This window comes from Williamsia muralis NBRC 105860 (assembly GCF_001598915.1).
GTDB lineage: Bacteria > Actinomycetota > Actinomycetes > Mycobacteriales > Mycobacteriaceae > Williamsia > Williamsia muralis.
Genome location: NZ_BDAP01000004.1, coordinates 462,730 through 485,175 on the forward strand (window position 1 = coordinate 462,730; position 22,446 = coordinate 485,175).

Annotated in this window: 20 protein-coding genes; 9 read left to right on the top strand and 11 right to left on the bottom strand. The window is 65.4% G+C overall.

Annotated elements, in window-relative coordinates; genetic code table 11:
• The first annotated feature begins 108 nt into the window (after positions 1 to 108).
• On the top strand, positions 109 to 600 hold the full coding sequence (locus WIMU1_RS17665) for a YajQ family cyclic di-GMP-binding protein (RefSeq protein ID WP_023962292.1): 492 nt from the start codon (positions 109 to 111) through the stop codon (positions 598 to 600).
• Positions 601 to 695: 95 nt separating this feature from the next.
• On the opposite strand, the gene htpX is transcribed toward WIMU1_RS17665, so the two are convergent.
• Together htpX and WIMU1_RS17675 are read right to left on the bottom strand one after the other, a co-directional pair.
• Positions 696 to 1,556, bottom strand: a complete 861-nt coding sequence (gene htpX, locus WIMU1_RS17670) for a zinc metalloprotease HtpX (RefSeq protein WP_062799076.1) — start codon at positions 1,554 to 1,556, stop codon at positions 696 to 698.
• A 95-nt stretch (positions 1,557 to 1,651) separates the two neighbouring features.
• Complete coding sequence (locus tag WIMU1_RS17675; RefSeq protein ID WP_030165278.1) at positions 1,652 to 2,662, bottom strand: polyprenyl synthetase family protein; 1,011 nt, start codon at positions 2,660 to 2,662, stop codon at positions 1,652 to 1,654.
• 32 nt (positions 2,663 to 2,694) lie between these two features.
• Between WIMU1_RS17675 and WIMU1_RS17680 the strand changes: the two genes are divergently transcribed.
• A complete protein-coding gene (locus WIMU1_RS17680) occupies positions 2,695 to 3,969 on the top strand; it encodes a geranylgeranyl reductase family protein (RefSeq protein WP_062799078.1) in 1,275 nt (424 codons plus the stop codon).
• Between the two features lie 110 nt (positions 3,970 to 4,079).
• On the opposite strand, the gene WIMU1_RS17685 is transcribed toward WIMU1_RS17680, so the two are convergent.
• Genes WIMU1_RS17685 through WIMU1_RS17695 form a run of 3 tightly spaced genes read right to left on the bottom strand, consistent with a single transcriptional unit; the run spans position 4,080 to position 6,467 of the window.
• Positions 4,080 to 4,769 (bottom strand): demethylmenaquinone methyltransferase, encoded by a 690-nt coding sequence (locus WIMU1_RS17685; RefSeq protein WP_062799080.1) that lies wholly within the window; start codon positions 4,767 to 4,769, stop codon positions 4,080 to 4,082.
• A gap of 41 nt (positions 4,770 to 4,810) precedes the next feature.
• Entirely contained in the window at positions 4,811 to 5,971 is a 1,161-nt protein-coding gene (locus tag WIMU1_RS17690) for a glycosyltransferase family 4 protein (protein WP_084248347.1), read from the bottom strand.
• A gap of 25 nt (positions 5,972 to 5,996) precedes the next feature.
• Complete coding sequence (locus tag WIMU1_RS17695; protein WP_023962281.1) at positions 5,997 to 6,467, bottom strand: DUF3592 domain-containing protein; 471 nt, start codon at positions 6,465 to 6,467, stop codon at positions 5,997 to 5,999.
• Between the two features lie 186 nt (positions 6,468 to 6,653).
• On the opposite strand from WIMU1_RS17695, the gene WIMU1_RS17700 reads away from it, so the two are divergent.
• A complete protein-coding gene (locus WIMU1_RS17700) occupies positions 6,654 to 7,520 on the top strand; it encodes a cyclopropane mycolic acid synthase family methyltransferase (RefSeq protein ID WP_062799084.1) in 867 nt (288 codons plus the stop codon).
• Between the two features lie 34 nt (positions 7,521 to 7,554).
• Here the strand turns inward: WIMU1_RS17700 and menD are convergent, their stop codons facing one another.
• Positions 7,555 to 9,192: a 2-succinyl-5-enolpyruvyl-6-hydroxy-3-cyclohexene-1-carboxylic-acid synthase gene (gene menD / locus WIMU1_RS17705; RefSeq protein WP_062799086.1), complete on the bottom strand. Its 1,638-nt coding sequence runs from the start codon at positions 9,190 to 9,192 to the stop codon at positions 7,555 to 7,557.
• Positions 9,193 to 9,288: 96 nt separating this feature from the next.
• Here menD and WIMU1_RS17710 point away from each other — a divergent pair, with 96 nt between their 5' ends.
• Positions 9,289 to 10,038, top strand: coding sequence for an HAD family hydrolase (locus WIMU1_RS17710; RefSeq protein WP_062799088.1), 750 nt, complete (start codon positions 9,289 to 9,291; stop codon positions 10,036 to 10,038).
• On the top strand, positions 10,035 to 12,383 hold the full coding sequence (locus tag WIMU1_RS17715) for a glycoside hydrolase family 65 protein (RefSeq protein WP_062799090.1): 2,349 nt from the start codon (positions 10,035 to 10,037) through the stop codon (positions 12,381 to 12,383). Before WIMU1_RS17710 ends, WIMU1_RS17715 begins: the two co-directional genes overlap by 4 nt.
• Positions 12,384 to 12,402: 19 nt before the next feature.
• On the opposite strand, the gene WIMU1_RS17720 is transcribed toward WIMU1_RS17715, so the two are convergent.
• A complete protein-coding gene (locus WIMU1_RS17720; RefSeq protein ID WP_062799092.1) occupies positions 12,403 to 12,855 on the bottom strand; it encodes a MarR family winged helix-turn-helix transcriptional regulator in 453 nt (150 codons plus the stop codon).
• Positions 12,856 to 12,930: 75 nt separating this feature from the next.
• Here WIMU1_RS17720 and WIMU1_RS17725 point away from each other — a divergent pair, with 75 nt between their 5' ends.
• From WIMU1_RS17725 to WIMU1_RS17735, 3 genes are all read left to right on the top strand, one after another.
• Positions 12,931 to 14,025 carry an AbrB family transcriptional regulator gene (locus WIMU1_RS17725; protein ID WP_062799094.1) on the top strand — a complete coding sequence of 365 codons (1,095 nt, stop codon included), beginning with the start codon at positions 12,931 to 12,933 and terminating at the stop codon, positions 14,023 to 14,025.
• A gap of 187 nt (positions 14,026 to 14,212) precedes the next feature.
• Complete coding sequence (locus WIMU1_RS26425; RefSeq protein WP_023962269.1) at positions 14,213 to 14,368, top strand: DUF6131 family protein; 156 nt, start codon at positions 14,213 to 14,215, stop codon at positions 14,366 to 14,368.
• 96 nt (positions 14,369 to 14,464) lie between these two features.
• Entirely contained in the window at positions 14,465 to 15,715 is a 1,251-nt protein-coding gene (locus WIMU1_RS17735) for a saccharopine dehydrogenase family protein (RefSeq protein ID WP_062799097.1), read from the top strand.
• A 29-nt stretch (positions 15,716 to 15,744) separates the two neighbouring features.
• Here WIMU1_RS17735 and WIMU1_RS17740 read toward each other — a convergent pair whose 3' ends face one another.
• Positions 15,745 to 16,833 carry a GGDEF domain-containing protein gene (locus WIMU1_RS17740; protein ID WP_245968932.1) on the bottom strand — a complete coding sequence of 363 codons (1,089 nt, stop codon included), beginning with the start codon at positions 16,831 to 16,833 and terminating at the stop codon, positions 15,745 to 15,747.
• Positions 16,834 to 17,157: 324 nt separating this feature from the next.
• Between WIMU1_RS17740 and WIMU1_RS17745 the strand changes: the two genes are divergently transcribed.
• Positions 17,158 to 18,420 carry an EAL domain-containing protein gene (locus WIMU1_RS17745; RefSeq protein WP_158599252.1) on the top strand — a complete coding sequence of 421 codons (1,263 nt, stop codon included), beginning with the start codon at positions 17,158 to 17,160 and terminating at the stop codon, positions 18,418 to 18,420.
• Here the strand turns inward: WIMU1_RS17745 and WIMU1_RS17750 are convergent.
• The 3 genes from WIMU1_RS17750 to WIMU1_RS17760 are packed head-to-tail and all read right to left on the bottom strand — an operon-like array spanning position 18,411 to position 22,257.
• Positions 18,411 to 20,150: an alpha/beta hydrolase family protein gene (locus WIMU1_RS17750; protein WP_062799103.1), complete on the bottom strand. Its 1,740-nt coding sequence runs from the start codon at positions 20,148 to 20,150 to the stop codon at positions 18,411 to 18,413. The genes WIMU1_RS17745 and WIMU1_RS17750 overlap by 10 nt on opposite strands.
• On the bottom strand, positions 20,150 to 21,097 hold the full coding sequence (locus WIMU1_RS17755; RefSeq protein WP_062799105.1) for an amino acid--[acyl-carrier-protein] ligase: 948 nt from the start codon (positions 21,095 to 21,097) through the stop codon (positions 20,150 to 20,152). The genes WIMU1_RS17750 and WIMU1_RS17755 overlap by 1 nt, the downstream gene beginning before the upstream one ends.
• Positions 21,094 to 22,257, bottom strand: coding sequence for an acyl-CoA dehydrogenase family protein (locus WIMU1_RS17760; protein WP_062799107.1), 1,164 nt, complete (start codon positions 22,255 to 22,257; stop codon positions 21,094 to 21,096). Before WIMU1_RS17760 ends, WIMU1_RS17755 begins: the two co-directional genes overlap by 4 nt.
• Positions 22,258 to 22,446 lie beyond the last annotated feature (189 nt).

A 22,446-nucleotide genomic window follows, 5' to 3' on the forward strand; every position in this document is an offset into this window, starting at 1 on the left:
CAACGGGCATGGCCCCTGAGCACAAATGCCCTGCGTATGGGCGCCTGTTTCGGCCCCGGAGACCATCGGGCCCATCACTGCCGAGGGCGGCGACTAGGCTTGTCGGTTATGGCAGATTCATCGTTCGACGTGGTCAGCAAGCTCGATCGGCAGGAAGTCGACAATGCCCTCAATCAGGCGGCGAAAGAGTTGTCGCAGCGGTACGACTTCCGGGGCACCAACACCAAAATCGAGTGGTCGGGTGAGGAGAACATCGTGATCACCTCCGACGCCGAGGAGCGCGCCCAGGCGGGCCTGGAGGTCTTCAAGGAGAAGCTCATCCGGCGCGACATCTCTTTGAAGGCTTTCGACGCCGGCGAGGTCGTCGCTTCGGGCAAGACCTACAAGATCACCGGGACCCTGGTGCAGGGCATCGACTCGGAGAAGGCCAAGAAGATCACCAAGGCGATCCGCGACGAGGGACCCAAGGGTGTCAAGGCGCAGATCCAGGGTGAGGAGCTGCGCGTCTCCAGCAAGAAGCGCGACGACCTGCAGGCCGTGATCACGCTCCTGAAGAACAAGGATTTCGAGATCGCCCTGCAGTTCGTGAATTACCGCTAGTCCCACGCACCGACATCGTCCCGCTTGCAGGGCGCAGAGGGTACATACCCCTTGCGTTCCCACTGGCGGGACGATTGTGGTGGCTTTTGACGTCGTCAGCGGTGTGGGCCGGCCATCTCTTCCAGACGCCTGATGCGGTCTTGCATCGGAGGGTGCGTGGAGAACAGCTTGCCCACCCGCTCGCCGGCCCGGAACGGGTTGGCGATCATCAGGTGGGACTGCGCGGCGAGGTCGGGATTCGGCGGGAGCGGGGCGACCTGCACCCCACCGGAGATCTTGCGCAGCGCCGACGCAAGTGCCAGCGGGTCTCCGGTGAGCTCTGCACCCGAGGCATCGGCCTGGTATTCGCGTGAGCGCGACACCGCGAGTTTGATCACCGTCGCTGCGATCGGGCCCAGAAATGTGATGAGCAACAACATGATCGGGTTGGCGCCGCCCTCACGGTTGCTACCGAAGAAGAACGCGAAGTTGGCGATGCCGCTGATCACCGCAGCCATCGCACCTGCCACCGACGAGATGAGGATGTCCCGGTTGTAGACGTGCGACAGTTCGTGGCCGAGGACGGCACGGAGCTCGCGCTCGTCGAGGATCTGCAGGATTCCTGCGGTGCAGCAGACTGCGGCGTTCTTCGGATTACGTCCGGTGGCAAAGGCGTTCGGCGCCTCGGTGGGACTCACGTACAACGCGGGCATGGGCTGACGCGCCACCGTCGCCAGCTCGCGGACGATCCGGTACAGCGCCGGCGCCTGCACCTCGGTGACGGGCTGTGCGTGCATGGCTTTGAGCGCCATCTTGGCGCTGTTGAAGTAGATGTAGGCGTTGAATCCGACCGCAGCCACCACGGCGACGAACAGGATGGCGGGACTGCGAAACGCTGCCCCGATCCCGACGATGATCGCCGACATGAAACCGAGCAGCAGGACGGTCTTCAGGCCGTTGGCATGACCACCACTCATCCATCACTCCCGTCTGTACACACGGCAGCACAACGATCGGGCCCGACCTCACGGTTCCCGACCCCGGGCCGGTTAGAGCCGGACCACAGAGCAGATCAGCCGATTCGGTCGATGGTGTAGCGAACCAGCGAGCTCATCGCATCGTGTGCGGGCCCCTCGGGGAGTTGGGCCAGTTCGGCATCGGCCGCGTCGGCATACCCCTGGAGAGTGGCTCGGGCCTTGGCCAGGCCCGCCGATTTGTTCAGGAGTTCGAGTGCTTCGGCGACCTCGGCGTCGTCGGTGAGCGGCCGGGGCGTGCCGTCGGCGGCGAGGACCAACTCGCGCAACCGGGTTTCGTCGGGGTCTGCGATGGCGTAGAGCACCGGCAGGGTATGCACGCCTTCGCGCAGATCGGTTCCCGGGTTCTTACCGGAGTCGCCGGCCACCGAACTGATGTCGATGATGTCGTCGCTGACCTGGAAAGCGGTCCCGATCGAGTCTCCGAGCCGGGACAGGCGTTCGATCTGCTCTTCGTCCGCACCCGAGGACATCGCCCCGAACCGGCCACTGGCCGCGATCAGCGAACCGGTCTTCTCCCAGACCACTTTCAGGTAGTGGTCGACGGGGTCGAGCTTGCCCTGCGAGCCCACGGTTTCACGCATCTGTCCGGTGACCAGCTCGGCGAAGGTGTCGGCAATGATGCGGACGGCGTGCGGCCCGAGGGTGGAGACGAGGCGCGAAGCCCGCGCGAACAAGAAGTCCCCGGACAGGATGGCAACACTGTTGCCCCACCGGCTGTTGGCGCTGACGGCACCGCGCCGCAGCTCGGCCTCGTCCATCACGTCGTCGTGGTACAGCGTCGCCAGGTGGATCATCTCCACGACGGTCGCCGAGATGATGACCTCGTGCGCGTGTGGGTTGGGGCCGAAATGGGCCGACAGGATCGAGAAGATCGGCCGGAACCGTTTGCCACCGGCCTTGGCCAGATGCGTGGCCGCCTCGGTCAGGAAGTCCTCACCAGAGGACAACTCCTCGAGCAGCAGCTTCTCGACGCTCTCCAGCGACCTGCCCACATCTGCGGCGAAGTCTTCCGAACCCATATCCAGACCCGCGAACGTCGTCTTCACGCCTGACCAGCTCCTGTCATAGGACGAGCCTAATGGTGCGCGATACTTGCCGGGTGAGTGCACCCATCCCATGTCCGTCACGCACCCAGGTGCTTGTGGTCGGCGCAGGTCCCGGCGGCTCGGCCGCGGCGTATGCGGCAGTCCGGGCGGGATACGAGGTGACTCTGCTCGACTCGGCGGTGTTCCCGCGAGACAAGACGTGCGGCGACGGACTGACGCCTCGCGCCATCGCCGAACTCGATGCCCTCGGCCTCGGTGACGCGTTCTCGGGTCCGCGGATTCTCGGACTGGACATGCAGGGCTGGGGAGGCCGTCAACTCGTCCGCTGGCCGTCGAAGTCGGACCATTTCCCCGATTACGGCAGCGCTGTCGCCCGCACCGAACTCGACGACCGGATCCGCGTTCATGCCGTGGAGGCGGGAGCGACGATGGTGTCGGGCACCAAAGCGGTCGGTGCCACCGTCGTCGACGGCAAAGTGACTGCCGTGCAGGTCAATACAGCCGACGGTCCCGCGGAGATCAAGGTCGACAAGCTCATCGTCGCCGATGGGGTGCGCTCGGCGTTGGGCAATGCGCTGGGACGGTCGTGGCACCGCACCACCGCTTACGGTGTGGCCGCGCGGGCCTACGTGCAGTCCGAACGCTGCAACGACCCCTGGATGGGGTCGCACCTGGAATTGCGCGGCACCGATTCCGAACTGCTGCCCGGATACGGCTGGGTCTTCCCACTGGGTTCGGAGACCGGGCTGGTCAACATCGGGGTGGGTGCCCTTGCGACGGACAAACGCCCGGCGAGCATGGCGCTGCGCCCGATCATCGAGCACTACACCAACTCTCAGCGTGAGGACTGGCGGCTCAGCGGCGAGCCGATGCGCATCGCCTCGGCGCTGTTGCCGATGGGCGGAGCGGTCAGCAACGTCGCAGGAGCGAACTGGGTGTTGATCGGCGATGCGGCCGCCTGCGTCAACCCACTCAACGGCGAGGGCATCGACTACGCGCTGGAGACCGCCCGACTGGCCGTCGAAGTACTTGACCAGCAAGACCTTTCGGCTCTCTGGCCGGACCTGCTCCGGTCGCGGTACGCGTTGGCATTCTCCGCCGCCCGCCGACTCGCTGCCGTCCTGACCGTGCCGCGGGTGGTGCCCGTCCTGGGCCGCCCGGGCATCCGTTCGGCAGCGTTGATGTCGATGGTGGTGCGGGTGATGGGAAATCTGATCACCGAGGACGACAGAGACCTGATCGCCCGGGCCTGGCGCGTTGCCGGCATGACCAGCAGCGCACTCGACTCCCGCCCGCCTTTCACCTGACCCTTCCCCCGACCCCCGACCCCGATGATGTGCCCTTCTGGCGAGCAAAACCCCAGGTCGCGACCGCCACAACCGCACATCATCGGGGGGTCGGGGACGGGACGGACGGGCTAGCGGGGCTTGATGCCTCGGTGTAGGGCGGTGATGCCGAAGGTGAGGTTGCGCCAGCGGACGTGCTCGAAACCTGCGGACTTCATCCGCTGCGCAAGAGCGGCCTGGTCGGGCCATTCGCGGATCGACTCCGCAAGGTACACATAGGCATCCGGATTGCTGGACACCTTCCTGGCGACCGAGGGCAGCGCCTTCATCAGGTATTCCATGTAGACCACGCGCATCGGCGCGAACACCGGTGTGGAGAACTCGCAGATCACCACTCGCCCACCGGGTTTGAGGACCCGGAACAGTTCTGCGAACGCCTGGTCGACGTCGTTCACGTTGCGCAGACCGAAGGAGATGGTCGCGGCATCGAAGGACTCGTCTCCGAACGGCAGATGCAACGCATCGGCCCCGACCTTCGGTACCGACCGCCGGGCGCCTGCCTTGAGCATGCCCATGGAGAAATCGGCGGCCACACAGTTCGCGCCCGAGCGGGCGAGCTCTTCGGTGGACACCGCGGTACCGGCGGCGAGATCGAGCACCACATCGCCGGGTCCGAGGGCAAGCGCCTTGCGGGTGGCGACCCGCCATCCCCTGTCCTGACCGAACGAGAGCACCGTGTTCGTCAGGTCGTAGCGGCCGGCCACTCCGTCGAACATGGCCGCGACGTCGGCGGGATCCTTGGCCAGCGATGCACGAGACATAACGGCCACCGTACCGGCTGGAGAAGAGTCCCCGTGAACCTCTATGCCGACCGCCGACGCAACAGGTCGTCGCGGCCGAGGACGTCGTCGTAATGCCAGATCAGCTGGTCAGCAATGGCCGACCAGGTGCGTCCGCGCACGCTGCGCCGGGCCGCGGCGCCGAACTCGTCACGGGTCCTCTTGTCCTGCAAGGTCGCGATCGCGTCGACGAGCCGGGGCGAGAAGTCTTCGACGCCGAGCAGGTACCCGGTCCGGCAGTGGGTGATCAGGTCACGCGGACCGCCGGCGTCGGGGCCGATCGCGGGAACACCACTGGCCAGGGCCTCCTGGACCGCCTGACAAAACGTTTCGTGTTCGCCCGCGTGCACGAAGACGTCGAGGCTGGCATAGGCGCGGGCGAGGTCGAGACCGCCCAGTTCCCCGGTGAACACCGCGTCGGGCATCAGCTTGCCGAGCCGATCGCGCTCGGGTCCCCCGCCCACGATCACCAGCTGCACGTCCGAACGCCCGGACAGCACGGCGAGGCGTTCGACGTGCTTTTCGGGCGCCAATCTGCCGACGAACCCGACGATCAGCTTGCCCTGCGGGCTCCACTTCGACCGCAATGATTCGTCACTTCGGTCGGGATGGAACCTCTCGGCATCCACACCTCTGCCCCATTGGAACACCCGTGGAATGCCGTGATCTCGAAGGGCTTTCACCGACACGGTGGACGGCGCAAGAGTGCGGTCGCAGGCGGTGTGGAGTTTGCGGGTCCAAGCCCAGGCAGCGCGGGTGCCCAGTTTCATCCCGTAGCTCGCCGCGAAGCCCGCGACATCGGTCTGGAACACGGCCACCGACGGCACGTCGAGGCGCCGTGCTGCGGCAGCCCCCGCGGCCCCGACCACAAACGGTGATGCCAGGTGCACCACGTCCGGCTCGAAATCGGCGAGTGCGCGGAACATCGACGGCGCGGGCACACCGACGGGCAGTGAACTGACCTTCGGGACCATCACCGAGGGGATGTAGTGGACAGGAGCGCCAGAGACCTCGTCCGGCCCACGCGACTGCTCGTCGCCCTTGCTCGCCGACCGAGGAAGGGCCGGCGCGATGATCATGGCTTCGTGCCCGGTGTGCTCAAAATGCTCGGCCACCCGCAGCACGGAGTTCACCACGCCGTTCATGTTCGGGAGAAAGCTCTCCGCGACGATTGCGACTCGCACGGTGCCAGTGTGGGCACCGGACCTGTCAGGAGGTCTGCGACGCCGTGACCGGAGGCCGAACCGTAGGTGAACGTCCATTGGCGCGGCGACGGTGTGTTTCGGCCAACAGCACCATGATCGCCGCGATGGCGAGCCATGAATACACCAGTACCGACAGTGCGGGCAGAATGGACAGGCTTGCGTCGCGTCCGGCCACCCGGACCAGCTCGGGGTTGGTCGAGGAGTATTCGATGCTGATCCGCTGCCCCTCGGTCAGTCGTCCGGGGTAGAACACCCCGAGCCTGGGACTGCGGAAGATGCCGTCCGGCGTCGAAAAGCTGACGGTGGCCTTGGTGGGGCTGGCGCTGACCACATCGGCCACGGCGGTGGCCTTGTCGTCGTCGATCAGCGCATCGTCGCGATACGACCCTGCGACCATCACGGCCATCATGATGGTCACCAGGACCCCGACCGTGAGTAGTCCGATCTGTACTCGGCGCAGCACGGTAGCGGACATGCAGGCCACAATAGCGACCCCGGCCGCCTCCCCACCGAACCGTGTGACCGCCGACTCATCAGGGCAACAATGTTGTTCATCCAACATTGAGCCCGAGTTACCCGTAATATCCCGGGACCAGTGGCCGCTGCGCTGAAACCCTCGGGCGTTGGTTGCGGTCGCTCAGTCTCGTTGATTGGACCTTTCATGGCCGACCTCAAACCCTATTTCGACGACGTCCAAGCTCATTACGATCTGTCGGACGACTTCTTCGCACTGTTCCTCGATCCGACGCGGACGTACAGCTGCGCCTACTTCGAGCAGGACGACTACACGCTGGAGCAGGCTCAGCGAGCGAAAGTCGATCTGGCACTGGGCAAATGCGACCTCCAGCCGGGCATGCGCCTGCTCGACATCGGTTGCGGATGGGGCGCCACGGTGATGCGGGCAGTGGAGGGGTACGGCGTCGACGCGGTGGGACTCACGTTGTCGCAGAATCAATTCGAGTATGTCGAAGGGCTCATCGACAACCGCGGTTGGCCCTCGGAACGGGCTTCGGTGCGTTTGCAGGGATGGGAAGAGTTCGACGAACCGGTCGACCGCATCGTCAGCATCGGCGCGTTCGAACACTTCCGCAAGGAACGGTACGACGCGTTCTTCGAGAAGTCGTTCTCACTCCTGCCCTCGGGCGGTCGAATGTTGTTGCACACCATCGTCGGTCACAATCGGCACGACATCCGAGACAAGGGTCTGCCGATCGACCGCAAGCTCCTCGAGTTCACGCGGTTCATCACCCGGGAGATCTTCCCGGGTGGGCAACTGCCGGAACCGAAGTGGGTCGTCGAGGGCGCCGAGCGTGTCGGGTACACGGTCGACCGGGTGCACCCACTCCAGCTCCACTACGCACGAACACTCGACCTTTGGTCGGCTGCATTGGAGCGCCGACATGACGAAGCGGTCGAGATCGCCTCGCAGGAAACGTTCGACACGTACATGAAGTACCTCACCGGGTGCGCAGAGCTGTTCCGGCAGGGCTACGTCGACGTCATGCAGTTCACCCTGCTCAAACCGTGATCCACCACCCGCGAACCGAAAGGGTCCGATCGGTCTAGAGGCGCGCCTTGATGGCGGCATGCACCGACCGCAGCGACGCGCGGTCGGTGCGTACCTCCACCACGTCGATGCCCTCGCCGGCAGCGCTCAGTGCCGCGGGTAGCTCGGCCGGCGTCACCAGCGAATGCCTCGTACCGAAGCCCGCGCACACCGACGCCAGGTCGGTGCGGTGTGGAGTACCGAACACCCGCTCGTGCGCGCCGAGGTAGTCGGGCCCGTCGAAGCGGGGGTCGCCCTGCTCGAGCAACCCGAAGATCCCGCCGCCGTCGTCGTTGGCCACCACGATGGTCAGCCGGCCCGGTCGCGGCTCGGCCGGGCCGATCAACAGACCCGTCGCGTCGTGCACGAACGTCAGATCACCCATCAACGCCACGGTGCGCACATCACGGGCCAACGCGGCCCCGATCGCCGTGGAGACGTTGCCGTCGATACCTGCCACACCCCGGTTGGACAGCACCCGCACGTCTGGTCCCACCCGGCCGGCCAGGGCGACGTCGCGGATCGGGTTCGATGCCCCGACCACGAGCTGCTCACCCGGCGACATCGCGGCACTGACAACCCGGGCCACGTGTAACCCGGTGGGCAGGTCGGTGGCATCGAGGACGGCGTCCACCGCCCCGACCGCTCGTTGATGTGCGGCGGCGCAGTCCTTCAGCCAGTCCTCGTCGGGCTCACCGGTGGTGATGGCTCGCGAACCCGTCGCCAGGACGTTGCCGGAGACGTCCGGCCACCGCGGCCCGGTGGTCAGCGCATACACCCTGATCGACGGGTCGGCGAGCAGCGTCGACACCTGGCGGTGCAGTGTGGGCCGGCCGCAGATGATGGCCTGGGTGGGTCGTACCGCGGTGAGAGCCAGCGGATGCAGCGGGTTCTCGGGGGCGGGTGCCGTCGGTTCGGCGACCGTGGGCAACGCTGCGAGTTCGGGACGGTGTCCGGCGCCGTGCCCGGAGATCACCACGGTCGGCTCGGTGAGGTCGATCTCCACCGGTACGTCCAACTTTCCGACGGCTGTCGCGGTCCACGGCGCGTTGCCGGGCCGTCCGCTGTAGGTGCCGAGGTCGTCGTGCGGTCCGACGCCGGGTTCGGGCACGAGCGGTTCGCGCAACGGGATGTCGAACTGGACGGGGCCCGCGTTGCCGGTGCGGGCTCCGCGCGCCGCGGCCAGCACGCGTCCGACGGCCGAGCGCCACTGACTGTTGGTGTCGAGGTTCTGTTCGGCGAGACCCAGGCTGATGGCGGCACGCACCTGCGTGCCGAAGATCCCGAACTGTTCGATGGTCTGGTTGGCACCCGAGCCGAGGAGTTCATACGGCCTGTTGGCGCTGACCACCACCAGCGGCACACGCGCATAGTTGGCCTCGAAGACCGCCGGGCTCATGTTGGCGACTGCGGTGCCACTGGTCATCACGATGGGCACCGGCTGCCCGGAGGCGACCGCCAGGCCCAGTGCCAGGTAGCCGGCCGTGCGCTCGTCCACCCGGACGTGGAGCCGCAGTCGGCCCGCTGCGTCGGCGGCGTGCAGAGCAAAGGCGAACGGCGCATTACGTGAACCGGGGCACAGCACCGCCTCGCGTACGCCGCCGCGGATCATCTCGTCGACGATCACTCGGGCCTGCAGAGTCGAGGGATTCATTACTTCAGGCTAACCGCGGTCGGGGCGGCGGTCCCGGCCCGATCGGATGCGCCACACGGCCGGTGCTGTCGGGAGAGCACGGGTAGCGTCGGGGCGGTGATTGGATTACCGAGCTCGGTCACTGCGCTGCTGTTCGATCTCGACGGGGTGCTCACCAGTACCGCAGTCATCCACAGCCAGGCGTGGAAGCAGGCATTCGACACCTTCCTCCAGACCTATCCGGCCGGTGACGCCACCCAGAAGCGGCCGTTCGACCAGAACGATTACCTGCAATACGTGGACGGCCGCTCCAGGGACGACGGCATCACCACGTTCTTGCGGTCACGGAACATCACGTTGCCACCGGGCAGCCCGAACGACGGCCCGCACGACGCCACCGTCGCCGGCATCGGCAACACCAAGAACGCCCTGTTCCTCGACATACTCAAAACCAAAGGCGCACAGGCGTATCCCGATGCCGTCGCCTATCTGAAAGCAGCCCAGGAGGCACAGTTGGCCATCGCCGTCGTGACGTCGTCGAAGAACGGCGCGGAGATCCTGCGTGCGACGGGGCTCGAGTCCTACGTCCAGGCCCGCGTGGACGGATTGGTGATCGCCGAACAGGGGCTGGCGGGCAAGCCGGCGCCGGACTCGTTTCTCGCCGGGGCGAAGGCGCTCGGCGTGGCCCCCGCTCAGGCGGCCGTCTTCGAGGACGCCGTCTCCGGCGTGCAGGCCGGCCATGCTGGAGATTTCGGTCATGTGGTGGGCGTCGACCGCACCGAGGGCGACACACACCGCCGCGAGCTGAAACAGTCGGGTGCCGACGTGGTTGTCGAGACCCTCACCGAATTGCTGGATCCCCGATGAGCCAGGGCGGCGGCCTGCAGGTCGCGCCGTGGCAGCTGATCTGGCGCGGAACGAAGGCCGACGAGCTCGCGCACATCGAGTCGATCTTCGCGCTCTCCAACGGCCACATCGGTTTACGAGCCTGCCTCGAAGAGGCCGAGCCGGTGTTCAATCCCGGCAGCTACCTCAACGGATATTACGAGCGGCGCGAACTGCCCTATGCCGAAGCCGGTTACGGTTATCCGGAGGACGGTCAGACCGTGGTCAACGTGACCAACGGGAAGATCATCCGCCTGCTGGTCGAGGACGAGCCGATGGATCTGCGCTACGGCAGTACCCAGGAGCACGAGTGGACCCTCGACTTCCGTGCCGGAACCCTGCAACGGGTCACCGAATGGACCTCTCCCACCGGCCGACGGGTTCGGGTGCGTACCGAACGACTCGTGTCGTTCACCGAGCGCGCGGTCGCGGCCATCCGCTACGAGGTCGAGCCCCTCGACGACGACATGGAGTTGGTGCTGCAGTCGGATCTGCTCGCCAATGAGTCGACGCCACAACAGGGTAAGGATCCCCGGGTGGCTGCAGCACTGGATCGTCCGCTGGTGGCCGACTTCGCCGAAGCACACGGGCACCGCGCCGTACTCGGGCACCACACCAGGGAATCCGGCCTGCGTATGGCAGCCGCCATGGACCACGAACTCGATGCACCGAACTCGGTGAGCTGCGAGGTCCTCAGCGGCGACCTGGCTCGTCTGACCGTCACCGCGAAGGTCGAGGTCGGTCACAAGATCACACTGACCAAGTACCTGGCCTACGGCTGGTCCAGTCAACGGTCGCCGTCGGCGTTGCGGGCCCAGGTCGACGCGGCCCTGGCCACCGCCCTCGACAACGGCTGGGACGAACTGCTCGCCCGCCAGCGCCAATATCTCGACGATTTCTGGGCCGCCGCCGACGTCACGATCGACGGTGATGCCGAACTCCAGCAGGCGATCCGGTTTGCTCTTTTCCACGTGCTGCAGGCCGGGGCGCGCGGCGAAACCCGGGCAATCCCGGGTAAGGGGCTCACCGGACCGGGCTACGACGGTCACGCGTTCTGGGACACCGAGACGTACGTGCTGCCGGTCCTGACCTACACGATGCCCGCAGCAGCGGCCGACGCGCTGCGTTGGCGGCACTCCACGCTGGACAAGGCCAAGAGCCGGGCCCTTGAGCTCGGCCAGGTCGGTGCGATGTTCCCGTGGCGTTCGATCAACGGTGAAGAGTGTTCGAGCTATTGGCCCGCAGGCAGTGCCGCAGTGCACGTCAACGCCGACATCGCCTACGCCGTGGCGCAGTACGTCGCCGCGACGGGTGACGTGCAGTTCGAGGTCGACCACGGACTCGAACTACTCGTGGAGACCGCACGTTCGTGGGTGTCGCTCGGACATCACGACCTGCACGGCCACTTCCGGATCGACGGGGTGACCGGCCCCGACGAATACTCGGCAGTCGCCAACAACAATCTGTACACGAACCTGATGGCGCAGAAGAACTTTCGCGACGCCGCAGAGGCTTGCACGCGCCATCCTTCGGATGCGCGACGACTCGGGGTGAACGACGAGGAGACCGCACACTGGAAGGACTGCGCTGCGCGGATGTCCGTTCCATACGATTCGTCACTCGAGGTCCATCAGCAGAGTGAGTCCTTCACCAGGCAGGCGCTCTGGGACTTCGACAACACCCCGGCAGACAAGTATCCGCTGCTGTTGAACTACCCATACCAGGATCTGTATCGCAAACAGGTTGTGAAACAGGCGGATCTGGTGCTCGCCATGTACCTGCGCGGGGATGCGTTCACCCCCGAACAGAAGAAGCGGAACTTCGACTACTACGAGTCGCTCACCGTGCGCGATTCGTCGCTGTCAGCCTGCGCACAATCGGTGATCGCGGCCGAGGTGGGCTATCTCGACCTGGCCTTCGACTACCTGGTGGAGGCTGCGCTCACCGATCTGCATGACCTCCACCAGAACTCGTCGAGTGGGCTTCACATCGCCTCACTCGCGGGCACCTGGCTCTGCTGCGTCGCCGGGTTCGGCGGCATGCGCGACCACCACGGGACAATCTCGTTCGCGCCGCGATTGCCCTCACGCCTGAACCGGATGGTGTTCCGGTTGGCGATGGGTACCGGGTGCATCGAAGTGGAGATCGATGCGGACGAGGTCACGTATCGGCTGGTGCACGGCGACAAACTCGAGCTGGTACATCACGGTGAGATCTTCGTCTTGAACGACGAGCCGGTGACGCTGGCCATTCCGCCGAATCGGGCTGGCGATCCCCCGGTCCAACCCGTGGGACGCGAACCGTATCGGCGGTCCTCGCCGGTCTGACGCGAGGGTCGCACGGTCGTCACTCTGCCGACATCGCGACCTTTTCGAGAACCGGCACGCAGAGCATCAGCAGCCCACGTTCGGTGTCGGACAAGTGGTTCACGGCCTCGGCCAGCCATTCGTCGCGTTGCCTGCGGTCGGCTTCGAGCAGTGGCACCGCGGCCTCGGTCAGTTCGACCAACTGCCTGCGGCGGTCCACGGTGTCGGTGCGCCGGGTGATGAGCCCGAGGTCCTCGAGACGGTTCATGCTCAACGTCAGTGACTGCACCTTCACCTGCGCTCGTTCCGCCAACTCGGCGACCGTGCTCACCCCGTTGCGGTCGAGGTCGCCGAGGAGGGCCACCTGCGTCATCGTGAGTCCGTGGGCGGGCCGATGTCTGCGCGCCTGCCGGGTGACCGCCATCATCGCCTCCCGAAGACGCGTCGCATCCTCGGTATTCAGTACCCTTGCCGCCGTGTCAGCTCTGGACATACCAAGATCATACTTGGTTTTCACACTGTTCTTCCCGGGTGGAGATACGAAAATCGCAAGCGTAAACTTGCAAACTTGACGCGGTGGATCGGATTGATGATGTTCACCGCCGTGGCGAGTGTCGGCCTGTCCGTGGCCGGGGTCCCCTCGGCGGCGTTGTTCGCCGGCCTCGTGGTGGCAGCAATCCTGGCCGTCGTCGGGTGGGCACCGCGGGCCCGTGGCGACAAACCTCCCATGCCCCGGCCGATCGGGCTGGCGGCCCAGGGAGTGCTCGGTGTGTACATCGGCACGTTGATCTCCACAGACACTCTCTCGGGCATCGGCTCGGATTGGCCTGCCGTGCTCTCCATGGCCCTTGCGACACTTGTGCTCTCGGTGGTCGGCGGGGCACTGCTCGGACTGCATCGCAATGTCGATTCGCTGACCGGGTCACTTGCCCTGGTGGCAGGCGGGGCTTCGGGCCTGGTGGCCCTGGCCAGAGAATTGGGTGGGGATGAGCGCATCGTTGCCGTTGTCCAATATCTCCGCGTCGCGATCATCACAATGTCGATGCCGCTCGTGGCGATCTTCGTCTACGGGAAGTCGGTATCGGGTGGCGGAGGCGAGTTCTCGGAGAATCACGGCAGTCCATGGTGGGGACTACTCGTCCTCGCGGTCTGCATGGTCGTCGGCTATGGGGCCGGCCGAGTCATCCGACTGCCTGCGGCGGGTCTGCTTGGTCCGCTCATCTTGTCGGTCGCCGGAGAATTGCTCGGGATCACCACCGCCGCCGCGATTCCGGTTGTCCTGGTGCAGGTCGCGTATGCGGTGATCGGTTGGCAGGCCGGGCTCGGATTCACCAAGTCGGCCCTCGTGGCCATCGCCAGAATCCTGCCGTTCGCCACCGTGCTCATCGTCGCGATCGCCGCGGCGTCGGCCGGGCTCGGCGCGTTGCTGAGTCTGTGGACGGGCGAGTCGATGTTCGACAGCTACCTCGCCACCACTCCCGGCGGCATCTATGCAGTGCTCGCGACGGCATCGGCCACCGGTGGAAACCTGGCCTTCATCGTCGCGGCCCAGATGCTCCGGGTGCTCATCATGTTGTTCGTCGCGCCGTTTGCTGCTCGCGCGTACCAATGGTGGCTCCGGCGGCGCCATCCTGCCGCCGCATCAGAGGTCGTGTCGGTGTAGTCACACCTGGCCGTCCTCACAGCCCAGGTCACAGCCTATTTGTTTAGCGTTTTGCAACAAGGGTATTCGATCTCACGCGGCTCCCTGGCGCACGGACGGCCAAAACAGCGGGAGACGTGAGTTCGGCCGATCGTCGAAGACATCGATGGGGCATGCCGGGCTGGTACGGGGGCGTAATGGAGCCAAAATGATCATTCTGGGATTGCTTCTGCTGATTCTCGGTCTTGTGTTCAGCATCAACATTCTTTACATCGTCGGAGCCATCTTGATCGTGGTCGGGGCTGTGCTCTGGATTCTCGGCGCGACCGGTCGCAAGGTCGGTGGACGAGCGCACTACTACTGACGTCTGCAGCGGCTCTGCCGCCAGACACCACAATCAACGAGACGCGGTTGGCGAGATTTTTCGCCGGCCGCGTCTCGCGTCAGTAAGGTCGGGGTCATGAGTGATCGGGAGTTCGACGTCATCGTTTTCGGGGCCACGGGATTTGTCGGCAAGCTGACCGCCGCGTACCTGGCCGAGCTCGCACCAGAGGGCACCAAGATCGCCCTTGCCGGCCGCAGTGAACACAAGTTGGCCCAGGTGCGCTTCGACCTGCCGGCACCGGCAGACACTTGGCCCCTCGTGGTCGCCGACATCAACTCCCCCGCCTCCCTCGATGCGATGGCCGCACGCACGCGCGTCATCTGCACCACCGTCGGCCCCTACCTCAAGTTCGGCGAGAGCGTGCTGGCCGCTGCCGCCAACGCGGGTACCGATTACGTCGACCTCACCGGCGAGGTGCCCTTCGTACGCCTGTCGATCGACAAGTACGGCGAGCAGGCCGAGGCGAGCGGTGCACGAATCGTTCACTCCTGTGGGTTCGATTCCGTGCCATCGGATCTCGGTGTCTATCTCCTGCACAAGCGCATCACCGCAGACGAGGCGGGCTCGATGGGTGACACCACCATGGTCGTCCGCAGCTTCCGCGGCGGTGTCAGCGGCGGCACGGTGGACTCCATGCGCGTGATCGCCAAAGAAGCCGCAGATCCCGAGACCCGGCGAACGTTGCTCGACCCTCACGCCCTCTCGACGGCCCCCGGTGAGAGAGCAGGCATCAAACGCAGCGCAGAGCCCAGCGACATGGCGATGATCAGCGGTTCCAAGGTTGATCCATCGCTCAAGGGAACGCTCGCGCCGTTTTTCATGGCGAGCTACAACACCCGCATCGTCCGTCGATCCAACGCTCTGCTCGACGGCGCCTACGGCGACGACTTCCACTACGGCGAAGCGATGTACGTGGGCGGCCTCCCTGGCGTCTCGACGGCTGTTGCCGGTGCCGTCGGCGCCGGGACGGTGGCCTTCCTCGGCGCCATGTCCGTGGGACCGGTACGCAGCGTACTCGACCGAATCCTTCCCAAACCAGGCGAGGGACCGAGCGAAAAGGTCCGCGAGACAGGTCATTTCACCACCGAGACCTACACCACCACCAGCACCGGCAGGCGTTACCGGTCGCGGATGCGAGCCAAAGGCGACCCCGGGTACAAGGCCACCGCTGTCATGCTCGCCGAGAGTGCACTCTCCCTTGCACTGCACCGGGACGTGCTGCCGAATCGGACCGGCGTGCTGACCCCCGCCGCGGCGATCGGCGACGTTCTCATCGAGCGCCTCGAGTCGGCCGGTTTCGTCTTGGAGACCGAAGAACTCACCTGACAGCGCAGCTCGTCACCCCCGGCGAAACGTCAGTCCCAACGGGGGCTTGCTCGGCGGACGAGGTCGAGGATGCTGGTGCTGCGCTCGCTGGTGAACTCACCCTCCGGTTCGCTGGGCCCTCCGGGCACCCACGCGATCTGCGGCACCTCGCACGACATGACGCGGTCGCGACCGCCGGTCTTTGCCGAGTACACGCATTTGTCCGCGGAACGGGTGAGACCGTCGATGACCAGGTCGATGTTCGGCAATCCCTGAGCTGACCGCGTCACAGGGGCGAAGACCGCCCCGACGCTGATGGTCACCAGGCAGTCGCGCGCAACACCTTCGCGCATCCGGTCGGCCGAGCGCACCAGGTCGTCGATGCCGGACACGGCACACATCACCACGAACTCCTCGCCCCCGAACCGGCTGGTCAGAGCCGACGGTCCCGCCTGGCGATCGATGGCGGCCGCAGTGTCACGTAACACCGAGTCACCGAATGCATGTCCATGGGTGTCGTTGACGGTCTTGAAATTGTCGACGTCGATCATCATGAAGCCGACGGCATTTCCGCCCTTGGTCACCGTGTCGAGCAGTCCACCGCTGCGTGAGAGCAGCCCGCGCCGATTCAAAAGGTCTGTCAACGGGTCTGTTTCGCTGAGTCGGGCCACCTTGTCCATCGCCAACCTCAGCGACGCACGCAGCGCCGCCACCATGGACACCGGCACGATGACCGTGATGATCGCCGCGGTGGCCGCTACCAACAGTGCGGTGGACGACGTCACCTCGACGATTGACGACGTGACCGCAAATGCCACCGCGATCAAGGTGAACGCTGCCGTCACCCACCTCGACGACCCCATGGCGGCAATCGCCGGGATCACCGCAAGCAACGACACGATGGCGCGGGCGGCCGCCGGATCGGTCACCACCAGCGACGCCCCGAAGATACACAGCAGGGCGCCCAGACCGATGACCATGAACTCCCGGTCACCCAAACGACCCTGGCGAAGGGTGACCGCGAGGCTCCCGACGGTGAACACCCAGATGACGGCGACGTAGACCATCTGGCCGTCGTTGATGAACGACGGCGCGAAAAAAGCGAACAGGGGCAACGGGGACACGCCGGCAGTACTCACCAGAACAGCTGTGGATCGAGCGTCAAAACGCCCCCAGAAATGCCTCACGACAAGCGACTACCAGCCTAACGAAACAACGGCGCCCGGTGAGGGCCGCAACTCCAGGAGTGGACAGCGATGCATCCAGAACGCGCTCCCCGCACGGCCCCCGATGCACAGCTGGATGAACCGTTTGCAACCAGCTCCGATCACTGTAGTCAAAGTTCGCCACACTCGGCGACGGTGATGAGAATCCCGTTGGGGTCGCTGTACAGTGAGGCCATCTGACGCATGGGTGAGACCCGTGTGTTCACGTCCAAACCGGGCTGGCAGGGAGGTTCTCGGGTGCCGCGTCCTCCAGTGGTGTCGGGTCGCTCGCTCGACACGGACCCTGACTTCCGGAACGCGGTCGACAGCGTCGGAATGGAGCGCCTCGCCGTTGTTGTCATCGGTCTCGATCCCACCGGCCTGCTCGCCGCAGCCGAAGGCTGGGAGCTGACCGAGCGTCTGCGGCCGGCGATGGGCACTGCCATTCGAGAGTTGCTCAGCCCCAGGGCAGACGTGTTCCTGGGTCCGTACGACCACAAATTGCTTGTCGTCTTCGACGCTGTCGCGAACGCCCCGGACAAGGTCGTCACCGAACTCACCGAGCGGATGAGCAGGCCCACCAAGGTCGACGACGACGAGTACTTCGTGCAGGCCCGTCTCGGCGTGGCGTCGGCAGCCGACGTCCCGACCGCGACCAGTCCCAGCCAGCTCGTACAGGCGGCCCTTGCTGCTGTTCACAGTGCCCTGGTGACCGATGTCGCGGTGAGTTACGCGGATTCGGAATCGATCGGGCGGCTGCATCGTGAGGTCGCACGCACCACCGAGCTGTCCAAGTCCGTGGGTAGCGATTTCGAACTCTTCTACCAGCCGATCGTCGACATCAACTCGCTCAAGGCCGTGGGCTACGAATCGCTCCTCCGGTGGCGGGTCGGTGGCGAGATCAGGCCGCCTGCCGACTTCTTGGACGCGGCCGAGGAGACGTCGCTGATCGTGCCCATCGGACGCCTCGGGGTGATTGCCGCGCTCCATCAGCTGGCGAAATGGCATGCCGAGTCGGGTGACCTCGATCTCTTCATGTCGGTGAACTTCTCGGTTCGTCAGTTGAGTGACCCCGGCCTTGCGAAGCTCATCCAGGCAGGTCTCGATGCCACCGGCGTTCCACCGTCCACCCTGTGGATCGAGATCACCGAACGCGATCTGATCCGGATCGGATCCCCGGCAACCCAGACGCTCGTCGAGCTGGACGAATTGGGCTGCATCGTGTGTGTCGATGACCTCGGAACCGGTTATGCCGCATTGCGTTACATGGTGGAGCAGCCGGTGAAGGTGGTCAAGGTCGACAGATCGCTGATCAACAAGGTCGGTACGGACAACACCATCAGAACCATCGTCCGGGCAGTGTGCTCGTTGTCCGACTCACTCGGGATCACCACTGTCGCCGAAGGAGTGGAGCACGACTCCGAGCTGCAGGGATTACGCGAGCTGGGGTTCACCACGGTTCAGGGGTACCTCTTCGGCAAACCCGCACCTGCCGAGAGCTTCGACAACGCTCACCGCTGAACGGCGGCCCGATCGCCGCCGGGCTCGGCGAGGGCCGACAGACAACGATCGATCACCGCGGCACGGACCGCCCAATGCAACCCCGGATGATCACCGGTCGGTGTGACGGTGACCTGTGGCCGGCGGTCGGGTTTCAACTTGCTGACCGCCTTCGGCCCCCGATTCACGGTGAATCTCTCGTGGTCCCACGGCGAGAACAACACATCAGGACGCAGACCTCTGCCTGCCAGCTCTCTGAGCAACAGTTGCGGCGCTTGCACAACGCCGGCCGCTCCGAGTAAACCGACCAGCGGGTACGGCATGTGCTTGCGAAGGGACGGGCCCAGCGTGCCCCGCAGCCGCGCCTGCGCCCTGGTCGACCAGGGCGCACCGGCCCCGGGGCTGTCCACGGGTTGCGAGGCGGCTCCACTGGCGATCGCCATGGCGGTGTCGAACGTTCGAGCGCGCAGACGCCACATCAGCGGGTTCACCATCACCACGTGGGACTCCTCCGGCCAGCATCCGCCGTGAGCGGCAAGCCAGGAACCAGAACACAAGCCCGCGTGGACAATTCGGGACGGACGTTCGGCCGCGAAGTCGAACACCGCACGTGCCTGCTCGACGGACTCCGGGGTGTAGAGCGGTGCAAAATCGTCATCGGCGTCGACATTTCCGGATTCACCGACCCCCGGACGGTCGAAGCGAATGGTCCGACCGTTGAGGCCCGCCACCAGATCACCGGCCTCCACCCACAGGCGCGCCGGACCGGTACGGATGTCGTTTGCGGTGGAGTACGCCATCAGCAGGTTGTCGACTCCACGGGAACTGTCGGCGGGTGCGGTCTCCCACACCACCGTGCCGCCGGGCAACACTGTGATGCTCTTGTCGATGTCGGGACCACCGGCACCGGCCCCGACGGTGATCCGCATCTGTTGCCGAACAGTCACCGGTGCAACGGTTTTCGGCAGGACCGCATCGACCCACCGGGCGATGACCTCGACCGCATGGGTGGGCAACTCGAAGTAGACGGTCTCGGACGCGATGAAACGGGTCGGGTCACCGATCGGGGCAACCCGGGCCCCACGCTGACCGAGTGCCTTGACCACAGGCAGTTCGAGATCGGTGTCCCTGATCGCACAGAGCACAGGCAGCCGCTGGTCGTCGGCGAGGACGTCGGCGGTCACCCGCATCCGGGACAGCTGCGCGGCGGTGGTCGAATGCAGCGAGGCGCCCACCAGGTGCACGCGTTCGTCAGCCGGGTCCACCGGCCCCACCGACATGTTGTGCAGTGCCGACTGACCACGAACGTGGTGCCGTCCGTTCACAACCGGATCCCACAGCACCAGTGCGGCGAGTGATCCCAGGCGGTCGACCTGCTGGCACGCCAGAAGCGCTCCGACCCGAAGTCCTACCAGCGCAACGGTTTCCGTACCGGCATCGCGCACGAACTGCACTGCCGACGCAATGCTGGCCAGCCATCCGTCGGCGGCGCCCGGTGAGTCCTGCGCCCCCGCGGACTCACCGGTGCAGAGGTAGTCGAACCGCAGCACAAGAAATCCTTGGGCGGCCAGCCTTTCGGCGAGCAACTTCATCCCCCGCGTGCTGTCGGCCTGCTCTTTCCCCAGCGGCGGGCACATCACCACACCACCGCGGACCTGACCGTCGCGAGGAGTGCACACCACACCGAACAAAGGGGTGTCCGCGGGCCCGAAGTACGTCAATTGGGTTGTGACGTCTGGCCTCGCGTGCATCACGCCTCGAATCGGGTGCGCAAGTCCGTCGGCCAGCGGGTGACGTCGAGGCCATGGGTGCGCAGCATCGCCAGGGCGATCCGTTCCATGCCGAAACCGACGCACGCGCTGTGGGCGGGCGCGCCGTCAGACGTCTTGATGTCGAAGCTGTGACCGAAGTGCTCGCGATGGCAATTGCACGACACCAGAGCGGTTCCGTCGTCCAGGTCGCCGTAAAGGCGTACCACCAGTTCGGTTTTGAGGCTCTCCTGCAGCTGGTTGGCCGCCAGCATCTTGCCGACGCGGCCGAAGAACGGGTCGTTGGCGGCCACTGCCGTTGCTTCGAGGCCCAGATCGGACAGCACCTGCAGACCTCTGGGTACCCATGAATCACGGTGCTGCTGCGCTGCTTCAGGCGTCCCGACGACAACGAACTCGTGCATCCGGAACGCCTGCATCCGCGCGGGGTCGATGGCGGGTTCATGCCGGAAGCAGTACCCGTACACGTCCAACGTGACGCCGCCGTCCGGTAGCACGCCGCTCAGGCTCGAGTAGCAAGGATGACAGGCAGCAGAGACCAGCATGGTGCCCGCCGGGGAGAGGTGGTGGTCCCAGCTCGCGCCGGCATCCCGATCGCCGAGAAGCTTCCGATGGTCCTTGTTGTCTCCCACAAACGTGGAGATCGAACCCGTCAGGTTGGGAAATGAAGCGATGTAGTCGGTTTTCTCGAAAGACTCCCGCGGAAACACCGGAGGAAAGCGCAGACGGCGAATATCGGAGCCGTGCGCCTCGAGGCCGGCCGACCGGACATACCGGTCGATTCCATCAACGATGTCTTCGAATACAGCGCCTCTGCCGAACAGACCGTCTATGCCGGATGGCACGAGCAGATCAGCGGCGATCAATTCATCTCGAAAGGCGCGACGTGAAACTTCGAGTTCGGTCTCCGCGTGGTCGGTGGTTGTCATGGTTTCCCCCGGTATGCAAGAACAAGTCGCGCATTGTTTGCGCGAATACGGTCATTGGAGACCATCAGTTGTGGCCCGTAGGCATCGCGCAGCAGACGCCCCATCGAGGCCGCGTGATCTTCACGGTAAGCATTGATCCCCACCAGGCCGAGTGCGCCGGCGACCACCTCGACCACTGCTTTGGATGCGTTCAATTTGAGATTGTTCATCGCGATCGCGAATCCCACTGTGGTCTCGAGCTCTCCCGACGCCAGGAAGGTCTCGTAACGTCGGATCTCCTCGGACACCGAGGACGCGAACCGTTGATGGATCACCAGCAGATCTGCGAATGCTGCGGTGCGGTCGGTGGGCGCCCCTGAGTTGCGTTTGGCGTCGGCGCGGATTTGTACCCGCGCCTTGTTCACCGCGGCGTCGGCGATCCCCAGCCACACCGAGGCCCAGAGGGTGTGAGAGGCAGGCAACATCGTGTGCGCGGAAATGGTGGCGTAGTCGACCGGTAGGACGTTGCGGGCGTCGGTGTCGGCTTTGAGCTCGAACCCGGGACTGCACGTACCCCGGAAACCCAGGACGTCCCACGTCCCGGTCTTCTCCAGCACGGTGTCGGCGGCGGGACAGATCACCAGGACCTGGTCGCTGGGCGGACTGTCGGGGCCGCGCCGGGCAGTGGCACAGATGTGATCGGCGTACTCGCCGTAGGAGATCACCGGGGCGTTCTTGGACAGCGTCACGCGGTCGCCCTCGACAACCACCGCGCAGGTCGATGACCGGACGTCGCCGCCTGTGGTGATCTCCGTTGTCGCCGAGGCGAGCAGCGACTCGTTCTGCGCGATCGATCGGGTCAGCTCGGCGATGTCGCCTTGCGCACCGTGCCAGCGGAGCGTCAGGGCTTGCGTGTGATGCATCGCGAAGACCATGGCCGCCGAACTACACGCGGCTCCCAGGGCACGGGCGTACGACGCCAGTTCGGTCATGCCTGCCGACCTACCTCCCAACTCGGTGGGCAGCGAACACGACAGGAGTCCGGCATCTTTCATGGCGGTGACGGCCTCGACCGGGAATCGCGCGTCGCGGTCGACGATGTGCGCGTTGGCAGCTGCCGCTTTCACCGCGCCCGTGACATCGATCGGTGAGGCGCCGTCGCGCGTGGAGTCGACAGTCATGGAGGACCTCTGTACGGGTAGGGCGCGTGGTGCGCGATGACGCCCAGCCGAACTGTATGACGGGCAATGGCTCCTGGTCGTACTGTAATCTACATCGCTATATGCGGAAAACGTGGACGGCAGAATGGATTCCACTGTCATACGTTTGAAGGCTCTTCTCGCACGGGCGACTTGCTACTGAAAGGATCG